Source organism: Nocardia xishanensis NBRC 101358, assembly GCF_001613365.1.
Lineage (GTDB): Bacteria > Actinomycetota > Actinomycetes > Mycobacteriales > Mycobacteriaceae > Nocardia > Nocardia xishanensis.
The window spans coordinates 60,995-83,646 of sequence record NZ_BDCF01000015.1 but is presented as its reverse complement, the minus strand read 5'-3'; the positions used below and the strand labels follow the sequence as shown (position 1 = coordinate 83,646).

The 22,652-nt window shown below is 66.1% G+C and carries 20 protein-coding genes and 1 pseudogene; 11 read left to right on the top strand and 10 right to left on the bottom strand.

Annotated features, from left to right (window positions below; all coding sequences use genetic code 11):
- The first annotated feature begins 561 nt into the window (after window positions 1-561).
- The 3 genes from NX1_RS14485 (at window position 562) to NX1_RS38535 (ending at window position 4,306) form a co-directional block, all read left to right on the top strand.
- On the top strand, window positions 562-1,911 hold the full coding sequence (locus NX1_RS14485; RefSeq protein WP_068058635.1) for an MFS transporter: 1,350 nt from the start codon (window positions 562-564) through the stop codon (window positions 1,909-1,911).
- Window positions 1,912-2,547: 636 nt separating this feature from the next.
- On the top strand, window positions 2,548-3,213 hold the full coding sequence (locus NX1_RS14480) for a hypothetical protein (protein ID WP_157119740.1): 666 nt from the start codon (window positions 2,548-2,550) through the stop codon (window positions 3,211-3,213).
- Window positions 3,214-3,256: 43 nt separating this feature from the next.
- Window positions 3,257-4,306 (top strand): serine/threonine-protein kinase, encoded by a 1,050-nt coding sequence (locus NX1_RS38535; RefSeq protein ID WP_307650726.1) that lies wholly within the window; start codon window positions 3,257-3,259, stop codon window positions 4,304-4,306.
- A gap of 505 nt (window positions 4,307-4,811) precedes the next feature.
- Here NX1_RS38535 and NX1_RS38395 read toward each other — a convergent pair.
- Window positions 4,812-5,105, bottom strand: coding sequence for an MmyB family transcriptional regulator (locus NX1_RS38395; protein ID WP_281216469.1), 294 nt, complete (start codon window positions 5,103-5,105; stop codon window positions 4,812-4,814).
- A gap of 118 nt (window positions 5,106-5,223) precedes the next feature.
- A pseudogene (locus NX1_RS38390) lies at window positions 5,224-5,553 on the bottom strand (helix-turn-helix transcriptional regulator); the annotation flags it as partial.
- Window positions 5,554-5,633: 80 nt separating this feature from the next.
- On the opposite strand from NX1_RS38390, the gene NX1_RS14470 reads away from it, so the two are divergent.
- Window positions 5,634-5,999: an SDR family oxidoreductase gene (locus NX1_RS14470; protein ID WP_084501439.1), complete on the top strand. Its 366-nt coding sequence runs from the start codon at window positions 5,634-5,636 to the stop codon at window positions 5,997-5,999.
- A 185-nt stretch (window positions 6,000-6,184) separates the two neighbouring features.
- Here the strand turns inward: NX1_RS14470 and NX1_RS14465 are convergent, their stop codons facing one another.
- Window positions 6,185-6,766 (bottom strand): CGNR zinc finger domain-containing protein, encoded by a 582-nt coding sequence (locus NX1_RS14465; protein ID WP_245668503.1) that lies wholly within the window; start codon window positions 6,764-6,766, stop codon window positions 6,185-6,187.
- Window positions 6,767-6,867: 101 nt separating this feature from the next.
- On the opposite strand from NX1_RS14465, the gene NX1_RS14460 reads away from it, so the two are divergent.
- Window positions 6,868-7,731, top strand: coding sequence for an SDR family NAD(P)-dependent oxidoreductase (locus NX1_RS14460; RefSeq protein WP_068058627.1), 864 nt, complete (start codon window positions 6,868-6,870; stop codon window positions 7,729-7,731).
- Window positions 7,732-8,133: 402 nt separating this feature from the next.
- Window positions 8,134-8,577, top strand: coding sequence for a hypothetical protein (locus NX1_RS36245; RefSeq protein WP_157119739.1), 444 nt, complete (start codon window positions 8,134-8,136; stop codon window positions 8,575-8,577).
- A gap of 91 nt (window positions 8,578-8,668) precedes the next feature.
- Here NX1_RS36245 and NX1_RS14455 read toward each other — a convergent pair whose 3' ends face one another.
- The 3 genes from NX1_RS14455 to NX1_RS14445 all read right to left on the bottom strand — a co-directional run bounded on the left by NX1_RS14455 (window position 8,669) and on the right by NX1_RS14445 (window position 12,451).
- Window positions 8,669-9,967, bottom strand: coding sequence for an amidohydrolase (locus tag NX1_RS14455; RefSeq protein WP_084501430.1), 1,299 nt, complete (start codon window positions 9,965-9,967; stop codon window positions 8,669-8,671).
- Window positions 9,964-11,844 (bottom strand): alpha/beta fold hydrolase, encoded by a 1,881-nt coding sequence (locus NX1_RS14450; RefSeq protein WP_068058625.1) that lies wholly within the window; start codon window positions 11,842-11,844, stop codon window positions 9,964-9,966. The genes NX1_RS14455 and NX1_RS14450 overlap by 4 nt, the downstream gene beginning before the upstream one ends.
- 64 nt (window positions 11,845-11,908) lie before the next feature.
- On the bottom strand, window positions 11,909-12,451 hold the full coding sequence (locus tag NX1_RS14445) for a TetR/AcrR family transcriptional regulator (RefSeq protein WP_218024126.1): 543 nt from the start codon (window positions 12,449-12,451) through the stop codon (window positions 11,909-11,911).
- Between the two features lie 443 nt (window positions 12,452-12,894).
- Between NX1_RS14445 and NX1_RS14440 the strand changes: the two genes are divergently transcribed.
- The 3 genes from NX1_RS14440 to NX1_RS14430 all read left to right on the top strand — a co-directional run bounded on the left by NX1_RS14440 (window position 12,895) and on the right by NX1_RS14430 (window position 15,719).
- On the top strand, window positions 12,895-13,464 hold the full coding sequence (locus NX1_RS14440) for a hemerythrin domain-containing protein (RefSeq protein WP_068058621.1): 570 nt from the start codon (window positions 12,895-12,897) through the stop codon (window positions 13,462-13,464).
- Between the two features lie 484 nt (window positions 13,465-13,948).
- A complete protein-coding gene (locus tag NX1_RS14435; protein WP_068058620.1) occupies window positions 13,949-14,812 on the top strand; it encodes a class I SAM-dependent methyltransferase in 864 nt (287 codons plus the stop codon).
- 193 nt (window positions 14,813-15,005) lie between these two features.
- Window positions 15,006-15,719 carry a cutinase family protein gene (locus NX1_RS14430; protein WP_068058618.1) on the top strand — a complete coding sequence of 238 codons (714 nt, stop codon included), beginning with the start codon at window positions 15,006-15,008 and terminating at the stop codon, window positions 15,717-15,719.
- A 66-nt stretch (window positions 15,720-15,785) separates the two neighbouring features.
- On the opposite strand, the gene NX1_RS14425 is transcribed toward NX1_RS14430, so the two are convergent.
- The 4 genes from NX1_RS14425 to NX1_RS14405 form a co-directional block, all read right to left on the bottom strand.
- Entirely contained in the window at window positions 15,786-16,244 is a 459-nt protein-coding gene (locus tag NX1_RS14425) for a MarR family winged helix-turn-helix transcriptional regulator (RefSeq protein ID WP_068058776.1), read from the bottom strand.
- A 114-nt stretch (window positions 16,245-16,358) separates the two neighbouring features.
- Entirely contained in the window at window positions 16,359-17,027 is a 669-nt protein-coding gene (locus NX1_RS14420) for a DUF4190 domain-containing protein (RefSeq protein WP_068058616.1), read from the bottom strand.
- A gap of 661 nt (window positions 17,028-17,688) precedes the next feature.
- Window positions 17,689-19,203: a glycerol kinase GlpK gene (gene glpK / locus NX1_RS14410; RefSeq protein ID WP_068058612.1), complete on the bottom strand. Its 1,515-nt coding sequence runs from the start codon at window positions 19,201-19,203 to the stop codon at window positions 17,689-17,691.
- Between the two features lie 48 nt (window positions 19,204-19,251).
- A complete protein-coding gene (locus tag NX1_RS14405; RefSeq protein WP_068058610.1) occupies window positions 19,252-20,016 on the bottom strand; it encodes an IclR family transcriptional regulator in 765 nt (254 codons plus the stop codon).
- A gap of 258 nt (window positions 20,017-20,274) precedes the next feature.
- Between NX1_RS14405 and NX1_RS14400 the strand changes: the two genes are divergently transcribed.
- Entirely contained in the window at window positions 20,275-21,090 is an 816-nt protein-coding gene (locus NX1_RS14400; protein ID WP_068058608.1) for an MIP/aquaporin family protein, read from the top strand.
- A gap of 36 nt (window positions 21,091-21,126) precedes the next feature.
- The gene (gene glpK, locus NX1_RS14395) at window positions 21,127-22,647 is read left to right on the top strand and encodes a glycerol kinase GlpK (RefSeq protein ID WP_068058606.1); all 1,521 of its coding nucleotides are present in this window, start codon (window positions 21,127-21,129) and stop codon (window positions 22,645-22,647) included.
- Window positions 22,648-22,652 lie beyond the last annotated feature (5 nt).

The following is a 22,652-nucleotide window of genomic DNA, read 5'->3' as shown; positions in this document are numbered from 1 at the left end:
GGCGTCAACCCCATCGGGCAAATTTCCGCACAACGCGGTTTTCTTCCGGCAACCACTTGAACTTGACGCCCGATTCAGGTATCAATGGCGTGACCCGCGCCACACCCACCCTCGACCGAACCTTCGGTCACTGGGTCGAAACACCCACTCCCAGCGGCATTTCGGCACGCCAGATGGCATGTTGCCGATAGCCACCCACAACCGATCCGATCGGTTCAGCACTACCCGAACCCAACCCCAGGCGGTCGCCCTCGGCTGCGTGCAGCGGCGGCCGATGAACTTCCCGGCACGACCCCGGGCGCCGGCAGCGATGCCGGCAAACGAGCTCATCGACGAGGACTCCGCATGACGCGGATCCCGCGTTTGGCGATCGGGCGCGCCTTCGCCCGCCCGTCCACCGTTGCCCAACCCCGGCGACAGCCGCCCACTTCCACCCCCGACGGGGCCGGAAAACAACAGTCGCGAAGCCGATTGAATTTGACACCAGATTCAAGTACGGTTCAGCCACCGATAGTGACGGCAGTCACATCGGTTCCTTCACCCCCACCCTTGGAGATAGCGATGACGCCGACCCCGGTCTCCACCGCCCCGGACCAGAAGAAATTGCGCAGACTCATGGCCGCCGGCCTGATCGGCAGTTCCATCGAGTGGTACGACTTCTTCATCTACGGCACCGCCGCGGCCTTGGTCTTCGGCAAGCTGTTCTTTCCCAACGCCTCACCGCTGATGGGAACGCTGCTGTCGTTCAGCACCTTCTGGGCCGGCTTCATCGCCCGCCCCCTCGGCGGACTCGTCTTCGGGCATGTGGGCGACAAGTTCGGCCGCAAACCCGCGCTCGTCACATGCCTGATCCTGGTCGCTCTATCGACCTGCGCGATCGGCCTGCTGCCGACCGCCGCCTCGATCGGGGCGCTAGCACCGATCCTATTGGTAGCCCTGCGATTCCTGCAGGGTATCGCGGTCGGCGGCCAGTGGGGCGGGGTCACCCTGCTGCTCACCGAAACCTCCCGTCCCGGCCGCAAGGGCCGGGCGGGCACATTCGGCCAGATGGGCGTGCCATTCGGTCTGCTGCTCGGCACGGGTGCATTCCTGCTGGTCGCCCGCCTCGTCAAAGGCGCGGACTTCCTGTCGTGGGGTTGGCGCATCCCGTTCCTTGCCAGCGCCCTGCTGTTCCCGGTCGTGCTGTTCATCCAACTCCGCATCGAGGACTCCCCGGAGTTCCGCCAGCTCCAGGCCCGCGCGAGCGACGCCTCGGCCGCGATCGCGCAAGCCCCGATTCTCGAAGTTCTGCGCAAGCATTCGAAGAAGGTGCTGCTCGGCAGTGGTCTGCTCTTCGGTAGCAACTCCATCTTCTACATCAGCGTGGCCGGTGTGCTCGACTACGGTGTCCGCGAACTCGGGCTGGACCGCAACGGCTTGCTGACGGTGTCTTTGCTGTCCTCCGCGGTGGGCATCCCGGTCATCTACATCGCCGGCTCGCTGTCCGACCGGTTCGGGCGCCGCCCGCTGATGCTCACCGGCGCGGCGATCTTGACGGTCTGGGCGTTCCCCTTCTTCTGGCTGGTGAACACCGGCTCGCTCACCGCCATCCTGATCGCCACCGCGGTGGGCAGCGGCATCGGCTCCGGCTTGGTATACGGTCCGCTCGCGGCATACCTGGCCGAACTGTTCGAACCCCGGATCCGCTACTCGGGCATCACGCTGGCCTACCAGCTGGCCGCGATCCTGGTCAGCGGTGGCACGCCTTTCCTGATGACCGCGTTGCTGGCCGCGACCGGATCGACGGCGGCGGTCTCGGCCTTCATGATGGTCATGGCCGTGTGCACGCTCGCCAGTGCGTGGGCTCTACCGGAAACCGTGGCGCACGCACCATCGGCTGCCGTCGGCGAACCCGCCACCGCCCATCCCTGACCCTCCGAACCGGGTAAGCAGCGCCGATCCCCTCACCTCGGCGCTAGAAAATTCGGAAGGGTTGTCAATCGGCGTCGCCGCGGAATCCACGAACCAGCCCGCCGCGGCGACGCCTCCCGGACCGACCGACACCGGATCAGGTTTGCGACCCGTCGACTCTGCGAATCCTCTTCTCCGAGACGAAATCTCTGACCATCGCAGAATTCGACCGCTGGCACCTACCGACCTCATCCGGCCATATCGGCGCCGAACCCAACCATTTCAGGCCCCGCAGCCGGGCTCGTGACGGCCGCGGGCGTTTGGTGCGGCCGAGAGTGTCGAGGTAGCGGAGAAACGATGTGGCCGCATAGATCGCCGCCGCAGGTGCGTGCGGCGACGAGGCGACCTTCCTGCCACCAGTGCCCCACGAAGTGTCGGCTCTTCGCCGCAGCCGGGTCTTCAGCCACAGACGCGATCGCGTCCCCGGGCGATAACTGGACTTATTGACCGGACTGGGAACGACACTCCGCTGTATGAAGCTGTACGCCGGGCGGTTACTGGTTTGCGCTGCGGCGCCGTGCGGGTGAAGATGATCTCCTCGTCCGCGCCATGCTGCGGGGCCGTGCCCAGGCTGCGCAGGGTTCCGTGGAGGCGGATATGACCGCAAAGTTCCAGCCCGGTGTGGCAGCGGTTTCACCGGATCGACACTGGTGGTTCGCCGATGGACAACTGCGTTCGGAATCGACGGTGTTCACGCCATACCGAATGTATTGCTTCGACCGCTGGACCTACGCACACTTCCCCCGGGATGGTGTGCTCGTACTGGCCTTCGAGACCGATTACGAGTGGGACAACCACCTCGAAGCCGTCATGGGACCGCAACACGGTGGCCTGCTGGTGCTGAGACTCGATACCGAGAACTGCTGGCAGCTCGTGGAATTCGACCACGATGAACGCTACGGAGAAGAATTCGTCCCCACTGCTGTCGTGTGGCATTCCCGGGGCGTGTTGGCATGGCTCAACAACGGCCAGCTGCAAGGCCGGGCTCTGCGCCGGCCCCGTGTCCTGGAGCCCGGGCATCCACAAGGTCTGCAGTACTGCGACGACCACGAATTCATACGGCTGGAGTTCGAAGCCCGCGGCGCGTGGGAGACCCTCGCCCTGTCCGAGGACGGGGTAGTACTCACCGCCGGCAGCCAAGCAGGATCTGTTCGCTTCGACCTCGACAACAACCGAATCTCGTCGGACGGTGGACCCTGGCAGGAGCCGGCTTCGACGAGCCTCGATCGGTTGTACTGGTACGTAGCCGATTCCGAGGCTTGACCCAGGCTTACCGATATCCCTCATCGGCATTGACGCGCCGTTCGTGAACGCGCGATTTGCGGCAGACGCGGACGCTCTTTGTCGGCCATCGCGGGAAGCTGGATCCAGGATCAGGGATGATTCGGGCAGAGATCCGGGCTCCGATGTGGTAGTCGTACAACGCTTCCGGCGGGAGGCGCACGCTGCGGCGCGGATGAGCGAACCGCATGTCATCCCGATTCACGACTACGGTGAGATCGACGGGCGCCTGTATCTGGACATGCGGCTGGTCGAGGGTCACGACCTCGCCGCCCCGCTCGCCACCGGACCGATAGCGAAACACACTGCGGTGCAGTACATCCGGCAGATCGGTTCGGCACTCGACGCAGCGCATCGGGCCGGGCTCGTGCACCGCGATGTGAAGCCCTCGAATATCCTCGTCACCGCAGGCCATTTCGCGTACCTCATCGATTTCGGGATCGCTTTCGGCAGCGGCGACTCCAGCTTGACCACCACCGGTGCGGCAATCGGCAGTTTCGCCTACACCGCACCCGAACGGCTCCGGCACGGCGCTGCGACGCCCCGTTCGGATGTGTACTCGCTGACTTGTGTTCTGTACCAATGCTTGACGGGCTCCCAACCATTTCCCGGTGACAGCGTCGAGCAGCAGATCACCGCACACCTGAACGCGCCACCGCCACGACCATCCGCATCGGCAGCGGTGCCTGCCACATTCGACGCGGTCATCGGGCGGGGAATGGCGAAGAACCCGGAGGACCGTTATCGCACGGCCGGGGACCTGGCCACCGCGGCGCAAGCCGCGCTCGACGCCACACCGACAGCGACACCCGCACCGTCCAGGGTCGCCACCACCCGGATCAACCCAGCCTCGCAACCACGAACTCGCAACCGGCCCGCATCGACGTGGATCGTCGTCCTCGTCGTCGTGGCCGCCATCGCCTGGTGGGCGATCAGCGATCGTACGAACCAAGACTCATCCCCCACGAACCCGACGTCCGTCACCTGCACCACCGCGCCACCGACATCGGCGGGTATCCCGGGCGTCCCCACCGCACCTGCGCTGGGCTCGCCGTCCGGTTCGTGTGCGCGCTGAGCTTCGGGTGCGATCGCCACGGAGGCCCCGAACCTCCACACCGCCGACAAGCTTCTCGTAAGCCGTCACCAGCGCGGGGCCACAAAAGCACCGAAGAATGCGAACAAACACTCGGTCGCCAGCAGCGCGTTCTCGGCCACGCTCATCTCGACTCTCAGCAGTTGATGGTCAGATGCGCATATCGACATATAACCATGCCGAAACTCCGAGAACTCCGCTATTTGGCTACTGCTGACGATTTCACTGCCGATCGATGTGGTGTACGACCACGCCGCTGGCCGGACGGATTCACGCCTCTGCCCCGGTAATGGAAACCACACGGGCCCAACGGAATTCGTGTCCGCCGTCGGAATGGCGACCGGTGAGATCGCGTATTCGACTGTCGACTCGTCTACGCGCAGTGGTTCGTAGTTGGGATCGAGGTTGCCCCGGTCTTCCGGGCTACCCGAGCCTGAATATCAGCGTTCCTCGATCTGCGACCGTTCAGCATGTCGCGCACGTGGAGTTACGCATCGGAACCACCTGCCGCCGGTTGCACGAGCGTGGTCTGCGGCCCGGTCCACGCGGCGAGCAGCCGCAGCGCGGTCTCCGACTGCGAGCCCGCCTCGGCGGTGTAGATGCACAGCGTCTGATCGGGATCGCCTGGTAGCGAAACACTTTCGTAGCCGACGGTGAGATCGCCGACGAGAGGATGGTGGTAGCGCTTGCTGCCGTGACTGCGTTCGCGGACATTGTGGTCGGCCCACCAGCGCCGGAATTCCGGGCTCTTGACCGCGAGTTCGCCGACGGGTTCGGTCAGCAGCGGGTCGTCCGGGTGACGGCCGGCGTCCAGGCACAGGACCGCGACGTTGTCCCAGGGCGACCTCTTCCCAATCTAGGTACAGCTCGCGGGCGGACTCGTCGAGGAACATGTAGCGCAACATGTTTCGGTCCCGGGGCGGGAGCGCCTCGAAGTCGGTGATCAGCGCCCGGGCGAGACGGTTGGCGGCGAGGATGTCCATGCGGCGGCCGAAGACGAAGGCAGGCATCACGTCGTCGAGCGTCTCGAGGATGCGGCGGATCCCGGGACGGACGCGCTGCACTCGCGCCGGAGTCCGGCGCCGGGCGCGCCGCGGTTCAGCCCGGGCGATCTGGAACAGATAGGAGCGCTCGACCTCGTCAAGGCGCAGGGCGCGGGCCACGGCGTCGAGGACCTCGTCGGAGACGTTGATATCGCGTCCTTGCTCGAGCCGGCTGTAGTAGTCCACGCTGACCCCAGCGAGTTACACCGGCTCTGCACTCCGTACGGTCGGAGCAGCCCACGCGATCAGCGGCATGAGGGTGTGTTGTGTCGGGGAGATCAGATACATTCCCGTGCAATGACGTCACCTCGATCGCCGCGCAGAACCTGTTCCCGAATTTCGCGGTGTACTCGGGCACCAAGGCCCATGCGACGCACCTGTCGCGGACCCTGCGCGCGGAACTCGGCGCCAAGGATGTCCGTGTCTCCGCGATCGAGCCGGGCATCGTCGGCACGGAGCTGCAGAGCCACGTCACCGACGCCGGCGCCCAGGAATGGCTCGAGGGTTCGAAACAGGAGATGACCTGGCTCGATCCGGAAGATATCGCCGAGGCCGTCAACTTCCTGGCGTCCCAGCCCGCGCACGTGAACCTGCAGCAGGTCACGATCATGCCGACCCGCCAGCCATCGTAAGGGAATCATCCGGCACGGCGGGTTCGCCCACTCTGCGCACTCGGGCCGCGGTGACGGGCGTCCATTCTGGTTTCACGCGACGCCTCGTCGTCGGCGAAAACGCTTGCTGAAAGTCATTTCCGGGTTTTCCTGGGCGGCTCGGGGGAGTTGCTGCGCGTCGAGGCGGGCTTGGTGGGCCGAGTCGTTCAGGGGTTGGCTTGCTTGCGGCGCTGCCGAAGAGCGCGCATAGACACCTGCGATCCGCATCCCGGGCTGCAGTAGCGCGCCGCCCGGTTGCGGGTGCGATCGATGAAGCCGAAGTGGCACGGCGGATTGCAGCATGCCTTGATCCGCATCCAGTCCCCGCGCTGCGCCGTCTCGGTCACCGCGGCCAGAACGGCACCCAAAACGCCGGGGACACCGGTCGATCCGGCGAGGAGCTGCGCCGTTTCCGAGGTGACGACCGTTGTGAGCGGATAGCGCACACCGGCCTGCAGGAGATACCGTTCCGCCTCGGTGACCTGGGCGTCACCGATGTCTGGATCACCCGAGTGTGTCAGCAGCACCGTGACCAGTGCGTCGCGCAGCTCACGCGCAGCCACCGCGTCGGAGTCGGTCACCACGACGGCGGCGTCGAGCAGGCCGTGCTCGATCGCCCAGTCCGCGAATCCCGAAGCAGTGCCGAAGACCTCGACACGCCCCGCGCCGTCGGCTCTGGTGTTGACGAACTGCAACACCAGAGCAGCGGCATCCTCGTTCCACTTCGGTGCCTCACGCGTCGCCTCCACTCCCCCACGATACCAACACGAGAAGCAGCTAACCCAGTTGATCACAACATCTGGGCTGAAATGACTTGAAAAGTTGCGAGCTAAACCGCTACGGTCACAACATGACGAATGCAGGAAACACCCCACCGATCTGGTTCATCACCGGCGCCTCCTCGGGCATCGGACGCGAGCTCGCAGTTCAGGCGCTGACGGCCGGAGAAATTGTGGTCGCGTTGGCTCGACACACCGAAACCCTCTGTGATTTGGGAGAATTCGACCGACTGCTCACGATCGAGGCAGACGTGCGCGACGAGACAGCCGTCGCGAAGGCGGTCGAGCAGAGCGTGGCTCGCTTCGGCCGCATCGACATCGTCGCCAACCTTGCCGGCTATGGACTCTTCGGGGCGGTCGAGGAAGCAGCCGACGTGCAGGCACGGGCGATCTTCGACACCAACGTCTTCGGCGTACTCAACGTGCTGCGCGCGACACTGCCGGTGCTGCGGGGCCAGCGGTCCGGGCACATCCTGCAGGGCTCGTCCTACTACGGCCAGACCGCAGATCCCGGCGTCGGGCTGCTCGCAGCCACCAAGTACGCCGTCGAAGGGCTCTCCGACGCGCTCGCAGCCGAAGTGGCGCCACTAGGGATCCACGTGACTCTCGTTCAGCCCGGCCTCACCGCAACACCTTTCCTGTCCAACCTGGATACGGCTACAGCAACCCACGCCGACTACGACCAGACGGTGCGCGCCCTACTGCAGGCGATCCAAGCGCTGCCGGCATCGGCGTTCTCCGGCGTCGATCGCGTGGCCGCCGCCATTCGCGCAGCCGTGGCCCGCGACACCCCACCCCGCCGCCTCGCCCTGGGTATCGCAGGCGCCGACAGTATGCGCACCGCGCTCACCGCACGCCTCGCCGAACTCGACGAATGGGCCAGCCTCACCAACCTCGTCGACGCCGAGCCAGGCGTTCACGTCCACACCGGATAGATGACCCCGCAGGCTGCCGCCGCTGTGGCAAGATGCCGGTGCGATCGGGGAAGTAGCGGATGACCCGGCCGCCGACCCTGCTCGCCCTGCATCCCAAGCGCGTAGGTGCGTGCCTGCGGCCACCGTTGGTGGTGGACAGACCCATGTCGGTCCACCACCGCCGGGTAGCCGGGTAGTGCTGCGTCCGAACGAAATCCGGCGTCAGCGCGGTGAGCCTGCGTGGGGTTGATGTCGGGCGGCCAAGGGATTACAGGGGTGGATGGGTCGCGTCTAGGGCACGCACGACCACCGGCCACTGGCGCCTCGTCCTACGAGCAGGACCTTCGCCCCCGTCCCCTCGGCGTCCACACGAGGAGCGAAATCGGGTTCGTTCTTCTAGCCCCTGCTGGGCGGGGCGCCAGGGTGATCATGACTCGCCCGGCCGGTATCAGCGGGGCAATCGCGTCGTCTGCGAGCATCTTTGCCGCAAGAAGACAATTCCGGATCAGACCGTTCGATCTCGCCGAGCCAGGCCTGTTCGACGTGCGCCCGACGCGCAACCATATGCGCTTTCGCCAACTGCCCGATCAGATCTTCGCCCTGCGCCAGCAAGGTCGCCAGGTCAGGCTGTTCGACACTCGCACCGGACTTCCTTTTCCGCTTGAGCAACCCCACCGAAACCTTCTCGAACAGAACCGAACCAGAACTCCCCCGTCGCTGGATGCGACGCAACTCCGCAGTTCGATCGTGCCAGGCCATCCGCGGCGTACGGTTCGTAGCGTGGAGAAGCTGCGGAAGTTCACATTTCGGCAGTATCCGAGGGCGTTTGAAGCTTGGGCGTGCGTCGAGTTTCGGACGGCGGGTTGATGGAGGCGCCTGCGAAGACCGATCGGAGGGCGTGTGATCGCATCCAGGATCGCCCGGGGCGCGCCCCTGGATTCGGGCCGGTCGAGGAACATCAACACCGGATTTGCTGTGCGCCAGCGAGTTCCGCGCGTGCAGCGACCACGAGCGCCGCGACCGCCGGAGCCAATGCCTCCCCGGTCGCTGGGGCGAAACGCGGCGAATGGTTGGTAGGCATCCGAGATGGCAGCCTGCCCTCACTGAGCAACAGTTCGTGGTCCGCCGGGGTGAACCCGGAAGGATCAGCGCCACCGATGTGCCAGAACACAGAGGGACATCCCGCCGCCGTGCCGAGCAATCCGAAGTCCTCGCTACCAGCGATTGGATTCGGCAGCGGGAACACCGCAAGTCCGCCGGTCGCGAGCTCGGCCATGACCCGCTCGGTGTGCGCGGGGGTGTTGACAGCCAACGGGAAGCTATCGAAAACCTCGACCACCGGTTCATGCTGCGCACCAGCGGCTTCCGCCTCTGCCATCGCGATCCGCTCGATCGCTTCCAGCATGTCCTGACGTGAGCCGGGAGTGAATGTTCGCAAGCTCAGCAGTAATTCGGCCTTGTCGGCGATGACGTTGGCGCGGGTTCCCGCATGCAGCGCCGCAGCCGTGAGGACCGGAGCAGCCGACAGCGAGGCCTGCCTGGCCGTCAGTGCCTGCAACCGCAGCACCAGCGAGGCCGCCATCGTGAGCGGGTCGACGGCTGCGTGCGGCATCGATGCGTGCCCGCCGACGCCGGTCAGTGAAACCCGCACCGAATCGGCGGCCGCCATCAACGGCCCACCTCTGGTCAACACCAACCCAGCGGGCAACGGACTCACATGCTGCCCAAGACAGATGCGGGGATGCGGCACCTTCTCCAACAGACCGTCGTCGAGCATATCCCTAGCACCTGAACCGGTTTCCTCGGCAGGTTGGAAGATAGCCACAACCGTGCCGGACAGCCCGCCGACCGACCCCAGCGCGGCACACGCACCCAGGAGCGCGGCGACATGAAAATCATGCCCGCACGCATGCATGACGCCCGGTACGACGGAAGCGTAATCGAGGCCGGTCTCTTCCTGGATCGGCAAAGCGTCCATATCGGCGCGCAACCAGATCACCGGTCCGGGCGCGCCCCGGAGCACACCCACCACTCCGGTGCCTCCCACACCTCGAGTCACCTCCCAACCAGGCAGCAATCGCAGCTCCTCGGCCACCAGATCCGCAGTGGCGAACTCGGCCCCCGACAGTTCGGGATTCGCGTGCAACTGCCGGTAGACCTGCTGCCAGTGTTCATCCACAACGACCGCTGCCGTCGTGCGTGTCCGCAGGTCGTCCGGCTCCTTCGGTCCGGTTGCCGATCCGGAAATCGGGCTCATCGAATGCTCTCGATGCTGCGCATCATCGCGACAACTTCGGACGGATGGGTAAGTTGCGGATAGTGTCCGGCGCCGACGATTGTCGCGACAGTGGCTGGGCCGGGATCGCCGACCAGTGGATCCAATTCCCCGGCAACGATGTGGACTGGCACAGGAAACTGTTCGGTTCCGCCGAGCAGGGATTGCAGAGCGGCGCGTTCGGCACGGCGGTTCGCGGCCCGGAGCCAGCGGGCGGTACGGCGGGCGACCCCGGGTCGTTGCAATTGCGTGGCAGCACTTTCCAGGGACTGACGAACCTGGTCCGAAGAATCGCCGCCGGGCGCGCCGAGCAGTGCGCCGGCGAGACGATCGGCCGACATCCTCTTCAGGAGAGGCGTTGCCAACGTCGGTGTGCGTAGCAACCAATTGGGTTCGGACTGAAGGAAATAGGGAGAAATGAGGAATACGGCCGTGACCCGATCCGGATGAGCGGCGGCGTAGCGCAGGGCGGGCGCGGTCGCCGCCGAGTGGGCGACGATGACTGGACGGGTTCCAACAGGTGCAAGTAGGTCGGTGAGCCAATCCAGCGGGGGTGCCGACAGCGGAGCCGAACGGCCGAGTCCAGGCAAGTCGGCGACAAGGGCCGATGCATCGTCCAACTCGCCGAGTACCCCCCGCCACGACTCACCGTCGAGTGGGAGTCCGTGCAGGAGAACGAAATCGGGCGAGGTCCTGTCTCCGGCGACGAACGTCCGGGATCCGCCGACTTCATAGAAGCCGCCGGGAAGCACCGCGGGCGTCGTTCCGAAACCGTCCGATACCAGCCGATCGGCCCAGCGACGCAACGTGGTCGCGACCGGGGGCAGGCTGAGCCCCGCGCGCTCGGCGACCTTGTCAGCTGAAGCCGTGTCGTAACGGTCCTCGGTCAGAAAGCTCAGGGTCTCGGAATCGGCTCCGGTGAGCGCGGTGGGCAGGCGACGGACAATCGCCAGCGGCACAAGGGTCTTCGGCGCGCCAACACCCAGGTGGCCGGCGAGCAGTCGGACAGTATCGGGCAAGTCGGGAGTGTTCTCATCGAGCACCCAATGCAGCCCGCCGGGCTCCGGATCGAATTCGGGAATCGCGGTCATCAATTTCGCGAAATAATCCACCGCAACCACTGGCACAAACGTACGGGCGGTTCCCGGCAGCGCGGGCAGCCGCCCCATCCACAGATCGCGAACCATATCGGCCAAACCGATGTATTGACCGACCTCGCCGGTGATCGAGTGGCCGATCACGCTGCTGGGATTCACCACGGTCAGTGGGACACCCAGTTGCGCCGCGACGACCCGCATGGCCGCGTCCGCCTCCGTCTTGGAGCCTTCGTACGCTCCTTTGACCCGGTAGAGCTCCGCCAATTCGTCCTCGGGGAGCGGATACCGGGGTTGCGGGTCCAACCCGACCCGATAACCCGATACGTGAATCAACCGGCGCAGGCCGGGGAGAGTCGCGGCCCAGTACAGCACATTGAGTGCGCCATCGACGTTGACGGCCGTAGCCTCGGCGCGTTGCAGCCCGAACCGGTAGATGCCGGCAGTATTGAAGACATCCCGGACGCCTGTGAGCCGTTGGCGGTCCGCTGGACTCAACCCCAGGTGCGCGCTGTTCGTGAAATCACCGGGCACCACCGTGAGCCGATCAGCCGCGACACCATGATCTCGTAGCCACGATCGCAACTCGTCCGCCCTGCTCGGCATTGGCCTGCCCGCAGCACTCAGGTGCGCCTTATCCGGTTCACGAATGACGGCCGCGACTGCACGGCCCGCATCCAGCAGATGCAGCATCGTCCACCTACCGATAAAGCCCGTCGCGCCGAATACCACGGCGTCCGGGGCACTGGTCAAGGTCTCGTCCATGTCTCTTCTCTCTAGACTGGTCTACATATTCTGGGCAGCGGGCACCCCATTTCTGGGGCGCTTGTCAGTCGATGGCGAACAGCTTGGCGATACGGTGGCCGACCTGCTCGATCGGGACCCGGCTGCGGTCGGCCCGCGCCAGCACCAACGCACCTTCGATCAGGGCGAGCGCCGTCGTCGCGAGTTCGTCCGACTCGGCCACGTCATGACCCTCGGCGCGGAGCGCATCGGCCAGCGCTCGCCGCCAGCTCGAGTAGATGCCGCCACAGATCGACTGGAGGCTGTCGTTGCTCGCGGAAACCTCCAGGGCCACAGTCGCCACCGGGCAACCTTTGGCGTAATCGGCTGCCACCATCCGGTCGGCCAGCCGTTCCAGCAAGGCTTGGACGAGATCACAGGTGGTCGGCGCTTTCGGAACCAACTCCCCTACGATCCGATCGACCTCCCTGCCGGCAACTCCGAGTGCCTCACCGATTAGTTCATCCTTGCCTCCGGGGAAGTGATGATAGAGCGAGCCACGAGGCGCATCGGCTACCGCGAGCACCTCATTGAGCCCGGCGCCGTAGTAGCCCTTTGCCTCGATAAGCGACCAAGCGGCCTCAACCATCCGTGTCCGCGTCGAACTACCCGAGACTGCCATATCCACAGACTAGACCGGTCTACATAGTCACGTCAACCGTCGGCCTCCTGATTCGTGGCCGCACGGCCCGTTCGATGCTGGCGCGCGCCCCGCTCCAGCGGCAGTCATATCCGCGGCGGATGGAAGACTGTCACCGACACCGATCATCAATTACGAACTCGCCGTAATGAACTGGGACCATCAGTGGGAGTGTTCCTGCGTAAATTGTCTACGCCGCCGGAATTTTCGGTGTCCCGGGCAGCGCCGTCGGGCGCAGGCGGCACTTGTGGGGGTCGGGCACATCCGGCCCCACAGTCCTCGGCGGGGCCGGTGAGTTATTGTCGAGCCTCTGAGGGACATGCCAGCTGCCTCGAGGGGCGGTCTGCCCTGGCGTCCAGTACTGACCTGAACTTCGACATCAGGGAGGAATTGTGGACATTACCGAGCTGATCCTCGACGACCACCATGAGCAGCGGCGCCTGTTCGCGATCCTGGAGCAGATCGATCGCATGGAGACCGGCGCGCTCTCCGCGATCTGGGCCAGGCTGGCTGCCTTCCTCGAACTGCACGCGCAGGCGGAGGAGGAGATCTTCTACCCCGCGCTGCTACAGGCCGGTATCGCCGCACGGCGGGCGGCCGGGGTGGAGGACGAGACACTCGACGCCATCCATGATCACAACGAGATCAGGGACGCGATCGCCGAAGTGGCGCGTCATCAGGTCGGCACCGATGACTGGTACGCGGCTGTCGCTGCGGCCAACCTGGCCAACAGCGATCACATGGCCGAGGAGGAACGCGAAGGTCTCACCGACTTCCGCCGCCTGACCGGGCTGCCGCGCCGCCATCAACTGGCCGTCGCCTTCGCCGCCTACGAGGCGCGAAACTACGCAGGCGTCCGGCCCGTCGACAAGGATCCCCTCGGCTACGTCCGTGCGACGGAGAAGAAGCTGCGGACCGCCCCGAGCGGCTCGCTGAGTGTCGGCAGCATGAAGCGGAACTGACTCGGCAGACCAGCCACAGCACGAATATCCGCCGAATCCGCAACTACGACCGTCACCCACGGATCGACGACGGCTTTGCGCCGACCGCACAGGCGGCCGTTTCGATCGGTCGGTGTACATGCGGGCGTAGTCCGGGAACCGATGGCACAACTCCGCGTCGAACTCGGATATGCGCTCGCGGGAGTACCCAGCGGCATACCGCCGGCCTGCCGTGTACCAATTCGTAACCGACGCAGCCTGTATGTTCCACTTGCCGAGCATGCAAGCTGGTGGTTCCGCCCCGCTACCACCAACCGCGAACTCATGACCCGGCCCAACACATCAACCCAGCCTCGATAACAGGTTCGAGCCCTCCCCTGTCGACTCATGGCAACCGCTCCGAAGGAGGACCGGCCGTAATCAGTGTTACCGGCGTGCTCCTTTGCGGAGTGAGCGTGAGTGAGTTCATGTGGCACGCGCCACATTCGCAAGTAGGTTCTCGAATATGGATAACGACGGACCCAGCCGGACAGCGCTCATCACCGCGTACGCCCGCGCCTATCACCAAACCGTTGACCGACCACAAATCTTCACCGACCCCCTGGCCGCACGTCTGCTCGGCCTCACCGCAGAGGAACTGGCCGAATCGGGCACGCCCACAACCAATCACCCCGGCGACGGGGCCAGCGATCGACCCCGCCGACTGTTCTTCGCCGCACGCACGCGCTTCGCCGAAGACGCCGCGGCCGCGGCCATCGCCGCTGGTGCGCGGCAGGTCGTGATCCTCGGCGCAGGCCTGGACACCTTCGCCTACCGCAATCCTCTCCCGGACTTGCGTGTCTTCGAGGTCGACCACCCCGCCACCCAAGCCTGGAAACGCGAACGCCTCACTACCGCCGGAATCGACCGCCCTCAGACGTTGACCTTCGTGCCGGTCGATTTCGAAACCCAGACGCTGAAAGCAGGATTGGAATCCACCGGATTCAAACCGACGAACCCCACCGTATTCCTGTGGCTCGGCGTCATCTTCTATCTGACTCCGAACGCCGCCCACACCACACTCGAATACATCGCTGGTCAAGCCCAGCCGGTCGAGGTGGTCTTCGACTACCTGCAGCCCGCCAACAGCGACGAAGAACATGCGCACCAACAAACACGCGCCGATCGGCTCGCCGACCTCGGCGAACCCGTGCTCAGCTACCTCACGCCCGACGACATCGCCGCACAGCTGCGCGCCCTCGGCTTCACCGACCTCGAAGACCACTCCGCGCCCGACCTCATCACCCGCTACCTCGACGGATCCACAAAATTCGGAGACGAACCGCCCCGCGCACTGCGCGCGATCCGCATACTGCGCGCGCGCCGCTGAGGACTGCCCGCCACGTCGACTCACACCACACCTGCCGCGACGACCAGCACCTCCGGCATCAGCCTCTGAACTGCACATGCCGTCCCATTTCATCTCGATCACCCAGTGGGCTGTGTGTCGAGGGCCGTCCGTTTCTCTGAACTAGTGTGCGACAGCTGGCGCTGTGGCCGCTGGGCGCAATACATTGGGGCGCATGCGTGAACGATCTCGAGTCCTGCTGTGCGCTACCACGACCGTCGCCGCGGCGCTCGCGCTGCCGGTCCTCCCGATCGCCTCCGCTGAGCCCACCCCCAGTCCCACAGGTTGTGCCCAGGTCCGCGTCGTCACCGTGCGTGGCACGCTCGAACCGCAGATCGGCAGTCTGCTGCTGACCCCGCTGGCCGGGCGGATCGCCCAGGAATCCGGCCGCAGCACCACGGTGACCGAACTCGAGTATCCCGCCTCGATGGCCCCGGACAGCCCCGTGCGCGGCGTCGAGAACCTGACGGCACTGGTGAACGAGACCGCAACCGAATGCCCGAATCAGCAGCTCGTCCTCCTCGGCTACTCCCAGGGCACCCGCGTCATCGGCAACACCCTTCGCACGCGAACCGCGTTGACCGACCAGGCCGCCGCACAGATCGACGCAATCGCCCTGTTCGGCAGTCCGCTGTTCAACGGCGCCGACCCCTTCAACCGCGGCAACTACGATCCCGCCTTGTCGGGCGTCGCCGCGCTGCCCGTCGGCGCCCTCGGAGAATTCACCGACCGCGTGCGCTCCTACTGCGATGCCGCCGACCGCGTCTGCCAGGGCGGCGATCCGGCCGCCGGGTTCGGAAATGCCTTGAGTCCTGGGCATTTCGCATACTTCGTCAACGACTACCGCGACCAGGCGGCGGCATTCGTTCGCGAGCAGCTCGGCTCGTAGTCGTCCCCGCGGCCCGGGCTGGTACGCGTCCGACCGAACACCGCGATACGCGCGGTGATCGACGACCTATGGACCGTCGTTGCCATCGCGCAGGGAGTGGATCATGCTCCGCAGGATCCGGAACGCGTCCGACTGCTCGGCCTCGGTCATGCCGGCCAGCATTCTGACCTCGACGGACCGGACCGCTACGGACGCCTTCTCGAGGCTCCGCCGGCCGCGAGGCGTGAGCCGCGTGGGAAGAACCTTCCCGACGGGCGCCTCCGCGGGCCTGGTCACGTAGCCGTCTCGTTCCAAGGCCTGGAGCAGCACGTTCATCGTCTGCCGTGTCACGAACGCGCCCCGCGCGAGCTCGGAGTTCGACAAGCCCGGTCGTTGAGCCAGCAGCTCGAGGCAGGAGTAGTGCGTCACGCTCATCCCGAGCGGCCGCAGCACCTCCTCCATGGCTACGCGCAGCGCGCTCGACGCCTCTTTCAGCAGGTAGCCCAGTGACGTCTCCAGGTCGACGCCGACACCGTCTCGACTCATGTCAGTGTTCTGGCATAGGAACCATGGGTCGGCCACGGTCCGGAACCAGTCGAATCGTGCGGTGGTGCGGGCGATCTCGGCCGCAGCGTCCACTTCTTTATCCGTGTACGAGCCCTATCTTCCGTCGCCGACACAGAGGTTCGGCGGAGCATCTTGCCCACCCCGACCACCCGTGATTGGAGGCTCGGTCAGCGCGGTACTGCGGTGGTGAGTTGTGGGCCGTAGCCGTTGATTACCAAACAGGTGGCCGTGCCCGCGAGGCTCCAGCGGACCTGGTCCGGGTAGGACGAGGTTGCGAAGCTGATCGAGCATGGTGCTGTTGGTCAGGATCGCCATCGTGGCGTCCATACAGAGACGTTCGGACTGTTGAAAGGCCTGTGCGGTGCCGGGCCACGGTCCGGACAGGTGTACCTCGGTGATCACCTCCGCATAGTGCGGTTCGTTGCAGGGGGCCAGGGTTACGTGAGTGACCCTGGCATCGGCGGGGGCGTTCGTGAGGCAATCACCCGGACCCAGATCGTCGATCGATGTCATACCGACGGTGGCGCGCGGACCGCCACGGTCCGCAACAGTAGTCGAGGCCACCGACGCGGCGGTGCCGCGCAAGTCGCTGCGGTCGGCGTCGATGGTCGACGTCACCGCTCCGGCGCTCGCTCCGAGCAGCCATACCGCCGAGGCCGCCAGACCGGCGATAGCAAAGCCTTTTCCTTGCTGACGAGTCGATTTGATCTGGACCAGCGCGACAATGCCGAACGGGATCGCCAGGGCGCAAGCGCCGATCAATCAGAACACGAGGGTCGCGATCGCGAAACCGTTCATCTTTTCCGGTCGCTGCAGTATGTACGATGCCGGCATCCGTGAGTAGCCGGACGGCTCCGGGGGCATCGGTTCATAGGGCAGATTCGGAATACCTTGCGACGGACGGTCATTCGACTGCATGAAACCCCCTCTGTGCGCGTTCAGCGCCCCGCACGCGAACCGGTAGCCACCGTACCTCTCGGCCTGCATGCAACAAACAGTGCCGCATATGCCGGTTGCCGGTCAGGCTCCTCGACGACGCTAATTCGCAGCCACCCGCTCTCACGAACGCACCGTTGACAATACGATTCCGCAAACTTCAATCCCTTGACATAGACGTCCTGTCATGGCTGCTCGTTATGTCAAGGCAATAGCAGACGTTCGCGCCCACGATCAGCCTGACGGTCGGCTCCCAGCGCTGGCCGCTTGGGTTGGCGGGCAGCGGCATGAGCGGTTATTCAGAACTGCTGGTGTCGGATCAGGTGCAATGCGTGGTTCGGCAGCCGCTCCCCGGGAGGGCACCTGCCGTTTCTGCCATGCGTGCGTCCACATCGCACATCCCACATGAAGCCGGATGAGTGCGACGCCAACCCAGGTGCCCGGACCACAAAGCCCGCCGCGGTGCGCGCCCGCGGACGACACGCTTCTACCGAGCACGCGGTTTCGATCGCACCCAGCCGAAGGTCAGTTCCACCGCGCGCCTCCACTTCTCGTACTCGTCCTCGCGATGCGCGGGGTCCATTCGCGGAAGCCATTGGGCGGCAAGGCGCCAATTGTTGCGCAGTCCCTCCAGATCCGGCCAGTAACCGACGGCGAGGCCAGCGGCGTACGCCGCACCCAGCGAGACGGTCTCGGCGACGAACGGACGCATGACGGGTACGTCGAGTACGTCGGCGACGATCTGCATGAGCAGGTTGTTCGACGTCATGCCGCCGTCCACGCGCAAAGTTGCGGCCTGCAGGCCGGAGTCGGCGTTCATCGCCTCGACCACGTCGCGGGTCTGCCACGCGGTGGCCTCCAGCACGGCGCGGGCGATGTGCCCCTTGGTGATGTAGGAGGTCAGTCCGGCAATCAGGCCGCGGGCGTCGCTGCGCCAATGCGGCGCATACAGCCCGGAGAACGCGGGCACCACATAGCAGCCGCCGTTGTCTTCGACGGTGCGCGCGAGCGTTTCGATCTCCGGCGCGCTGGTGACCAGGCCGATGTTGTCCCGCACCCACTGCACGAGCGAGCCGGTGACCGCGATCGGTCCCTCCAACGCGTACACCGGCTCGGGGCCGATCTGGTAGCCGATCGTGGTGAGCAGGCCGTGCTCGGACCGCACCAGATCGCGTCCGGTGTTCATCATGAGGAACCCGCCGGTGCCGTAAGTGCACTTGGTTTCCCCACGCGCGAAACAGGTTTGGCCGAACAGCGCGGCGTGCTGGTCGCCCAGCGCGGCGGCGATCGGGATGCCAGGCACCACCCGGCGGGTCGCGCCGTAGGACGCGGTGGAGCGCTGGATGTGCGGCAGCATCGCCGCGGGAATGCCGAAGAACGCCAGCAGCTCGTCGTCCCAGGTGAGGGTGCTGAGGTTCATCAGCAAGGTGCGGCTGGCGTTGGTGACATCGGTGAGGTGCAGCCCGCCGTCGACCCCGCCGGTGAGATTCCAGATCAGCCAGGTCTCCATGGTGCCGAACAGCACCTCGCCGCGCTCGGCGCGCTCGCGCAGACCCGGGACTGCGTCCAGCATCCACCGCAGCCGCGGCGCCGCGAAGTACGTGGCCAGCGGCAGGCCGCAGAGCTCGCGGATCCGGTCCGCACCCGGACGTTCGCGCAGCTCGCCGACCAACTCCTCGGTGCGCACGTCCTGCCAGACGATGGCACGCCCGATCGGCATCCCGGTGCGGCGGTCCCACACCACGGTGGTCTCGCGCTGATTGGCGATGCCGAGCGCGACGATCTGGTTGGCGGCCACGCCGGAATCCCGCATCGCCTGCGGCACGATCCGCTCGACGTTGCGCCAGATCTCCAGCGCGTCCTGCTCTGCCCATCCCGGGCGCGGATAGTGCTGCTGGTGCGGGCGCTGCGCGACGCCGACCAAGCGGGCGCGCTGGTCGAACAGGATGCAGCGGGTCGAGGTGGTGCCCTGATCGATGGACAGCACGTAACGTTGCGTCATCGGCGGCCGCCTTCGGTCGAAGTCCGCCAGTCACCGGCCTGCCGGAACTCAGTGCGGCGCACCGAGATCCCTCGAGACCGCCCGTGCGGCGTCGAGGACGTAACCGACCAGCGCCGGCCGGTGCCGCAACTGCGCGTCGCACAGTCGATCCACCCGGCCGGTGATGCCGATGGCGCCGACCACGAGACCGCCGGGCGCCCGGATCGGCGCGGCGATACCCGCCTCACCCGACCGGAATTCCTCGGTGTCGCCTGCCCATCCGGCCTGCCGCACCACGGCCAGCGCCCTGGCAAGCGCGGCTCGGTCGACGAGAGTGCGGTGTGTGAGCGGAGCCAGCTCGCTCCCGCGTACCTTGGCGGCCAGGTCGGTGTCGTAGGCCAGCAGGACCTTGCCCAGAGCAGTGGCGTGCGGGGGCAGGAGTTCGCCGAGCTCGAGCGCCTGCTCGGTGTTGTCCGGCCGGAACACGTGGTGGACCACCACCACCGCGCCGTCGACCGGGGCGCCGATCCGCACCGACTCTCCGGTGCGCGCCGCAAGGGCGTCGGCCCAGTTGATCGCCCGGGAGCGCAACTCGTTTGCGTCGAGATAGCTGGTGCCCAGATGCAGCAGCGCGGCGCCGAGCTGATATTTGCCGGTTGCCGGGTCCTGCTCAACGAAACCGACGCCCTGCAACGTGCGCAGAATGCCGTGCGCGGTCGGCTTGGCGAGATCGAGTGCACCCGCGATGTCGCCGATGCCGAGACGACCGGATCCACGAGCCAGCAGCCGCAGTACGGCCGCCGCTCGTTCGATTGATTGGATCGGACCTGGCATGTCGGGAAACCTCTCCGGCGAGTGGCGATTCGACAATGTCGAATCTTCGGTAATACCTGGGTTACATCATTGAAACCCAGTGTGAGCTGCGCCATACATCCTCCTAGCTTGTCGGACGGTAGTGGCGCCGCGGTCTGGCAACCAGCCGGGCCATTCGGCATTGTCGAATACGAGCTATGTCCGACTCGGAAATCGCCCCGTAATTTCCGTTCGGCACGGTCGCGCCCGCGACCTGCGGGGCGAAACGGAGGCTCAACGATGAACTTCGGCTCAATCTTCCTCAGCGAAGCACTCGGTACAGGAGTACTGCTGCTGCTCGGGGTTGGTGTGGTCGCGAACGTACTGCTGGCCAAGTCCAAAGGACAGGACGGCGGCTGGCTACTGATCAACTTTGGATGGGGGTTCGCGGTGCTGGCCGGCGTTTATGTCGCCTACAAGACCGGCGGCCACCTCAATCCTGCGGTCACCATCGGCATCCTGTTCAGCGGTGCCGACGAGTACGCCTCCGGTATCGCCATCTCGGGCGCCACGACGCTCGCCTATCTGAGCGGTCAGCTGGCCGGCGCGTTCCTCGGCGCGACCGTTGCCTACCTGGCCTACAAGCGCCACTTCGACGAGGAGACCGACGAGGAGAAGAAGCTCGCGGTGTTCGCCACCGGCCCCGCGATCCGCGCCTTCCGCTGGAACTTCGCCACCGAGGTGATCGGCACGTTCACCCTGGTCCTGGTGATCCTCGCGTTCGGACACACCCCCAGTGGGCTCGGCCCGGTCGCGGCGGCGTTCCTCGTCGTCGGCATCGGCGCGTCGCTCGGCGGCCCGACCGGATACGCCATCAACCCGGCTCGCGACCTCGGTCCGCGCATCGCGCACGCACTCCTGCCGGTCAGCCAGCCCGTGCCGGCCGATGAGGCCCGGGTTCCGGTGGGTGTCGGCGCCCGCTCGTCGGTCGAGTTGCCCGAGGTCAGCGCCGAACCGATCCGCAAGAACTCCGACTGGGGTTATGCCTGGGTGCCGGTGCTCGGCCCGCTGGTCGGCGGCGCGCTCGCCGGTCTCGCTGCCCAGTTCCTGTTCTGAACCGATTTCCGACAGCAGTTTCTCGAAAGGACCGCGATGACCAAGTTCGTCGGCGCCATCGACCAAGGCACCACGAGCACCCGCTTCATGGTGTTCGACCACAGCGGCAACGAGGTTGCCCGCCACCAGCTCGAGCACGAGCAGATCCTGCCGCGCCCGGGGTGGGTGGAGCACAACCCGACCGAGATCTGGGAGCGCACCCGCGCGGTCATCCAGAGCACCCTCACCAAGGCCGATCTGGTGGCGAGCGATCTGGCCGCGGTCGGCGTCACCAACCAGCGCGAGACCACGGTGGTATGGAACCGCAAGACCGGGCGGCCGTACTGCAACGCCATCGTGTGGCAGGACACCCGCACCGATCGCATCGCCTCCGACCTGGAGAAGGCCGGGCACGGTGACACCATCCGGCGCAAGTCGGGCCTGCCGCCGGCCACCTACTTCTCCGGCGGGAAGCTGCGCTGGATCCTGGACAACGTTCCGGGTGTGGCCGAGGACGCCGAGCGTGGCGACGCGCTCTTCGGCACCACCGACACCTGGTTGCTGTGGCAGCTCACCGGCGGCGTGGACGGCGGGGTACACGTCACCGATCCGACCAATGCCAGCCGCACCATGCTGATGAGTTTGGAGACGCTGGACTGGGACGACGAGCTGCTGTCGATCTTCGGCATCCCGCGCGCGATGCTGCCCGCCATCGCGCCTTCGTCCAACCCGGAGCTGTTCGGGACTGCCCGCGCCGACGGTCCGTTCGGCGGTGCGGTGCCGCTGTCGGGTGTGCTCGGCGACCAGCAGGCGGCCACGGTGGGGCAGGTCTGCTTCCGTCCCGGCGAAGCCAAGAACACCTACGGCACCGGCAACTTCCTGCTGCTGAACACCGGGACCGAGATCGTGCGGTCGCAGCACGGACTGCTCACCACGGTCGCCTACCAGCTCGGCTCGGACAAGCCGGTGTACGCGTTGGAGGGTTCGATCGCGGTTACCGGCTCGGCGGTGCAGTGGCTGCGCGATCAGTTGGGCATCATCTCCGGTGCGGCGCAGAGCGAATCGCTGGCCCGGCAGGCCGAGGACAACGGCGGGGTGTACTTCGTCCCGGCGTTCTCGGGACTGTTCGCGCCGTACTGGCGCTCGGACGCGCGCGGAGCCATCGTCGGCCTGTCGCGCTACAGCACCAACGCCCACCTGGCGCGGGCGACGCTGGAATCGATCTGCTACCAGTCCCGCGACGTCGTCGAGGCCATGCAGGCCGACTCCGGGGTGAAGCTCGACGTGCTGCGTGTGGACGGCGGCGTCACCGCCAACGAGCTGTGCATGCAGTTGCAGGCCGACTTCCTCGGTGTGCCGGTGTCGCGGCCGGTAGTCGCCGAGACCACCGCGCTGGGCGCCGCTTACGCGGCGGGGCTCGCCGTCGGCTTCTGGAACGACACCGACGAGCTCGAACAGAACTGGAACGAGGCCAAGCGCTGGGCTCCCACTTGGTCGGAAGAGCAGCGCGAGCGCGGCTACGCGCGCTGGAAGAAGGCCGTCTCCCGCACCCTCGATTGGATCGACGTCGACGAATGAGGGGC

Bases quoted from the DNA above. Each gene is read 5' to 3' on its own strand.
- NX1_RS14485 (WP_068058635.1), top strand. From the start codon at position 562: ATGACGCCGACCCCGGTCTCCACCGCCCCGGACCAGAAGAAATTGCGC.
- NX1_RS14480 (WP_157119740.1), top strand. From the start codon at position 2,548: ATGACCGCAAAGTTCCAGCCCGGTGTGGCAGCGGTTTCACCGGATCGA.
- NX1_RS14460 (WP_068058627.1), top strand. From the start codon at position 6,868: ATGACGAATGCAGGAAACACCCCACCGATCTGGTTCATCACCGGCGCC.
- NX1_RS14455 (WP_084501430.1), bottom strand. From the start codon at position 9,967: ATGAGCCCGATTTCCGGATCGGCAACCGGACCGAAGGAGCCGGACGAC.
- NX1_RS14450 (WP_068058625.1), bottom strand. From the start codon at position 11,844: ATGGACGAGACCTTGACCAGTGCCCCGGACGCCGTGGTATTCGGCGCG.
- NX1_RS14445 (WP_218024126.1), bottom strand. From the start codon at position 12,451: ATGGTTGAGGCCGCTTGGTCGCTTATCGAGGCAAAGGGCTACTACGGC.
- NX1_RS14435 (WP_068058620.1), top strand. From the start codon at position 13,949: ATGGATAACGACGGACCCAGCCGGACAGCGCTCATCACCGCGTACGCC.
- NX1_RS14430 (WP_068058618.1), top strand. From the start codon at position 15,006: ATGCGTGAACGATCTCGAGTCCTGCTGTGCGCTACCACGACCGTCGCC.
- NX1_RS14425 (WP_068058776.1), bottom strand. From the start codon at position 16,244: ATGAGTCGAGACGGTGTCGGCGTCGACCTGGAGACGTCACTGGGCTAC.
- glpK (WP_068058612.1), bottom strand. From the start codon at position 19,203: ATGACGCAACGTTACGTGCTGTCCATCGATCAGGGCACCACCTCGACC.
- NX1_RS14405 (WP_068058610.1), bottom strand. From the start codon at position 20,016: ATGCCAGGTCCGATCCAATCAATCGAACGAGCGGCGGCCGTACTGCGG.
- NX1_RS14400 (WP_068058608.1), top strand. From the start codon at position 20,275: ATGAACTTCGGCTCAATCTTCCTCAGCGAAGCACTCGGTACAGGAGTA.
- glpK (WP_068058606.1), top strand. From the start codon at position 21,127: ATGACCAAGTTCGTCGGCGCCATCGACCAAGGCACCACGAGCACCCGC.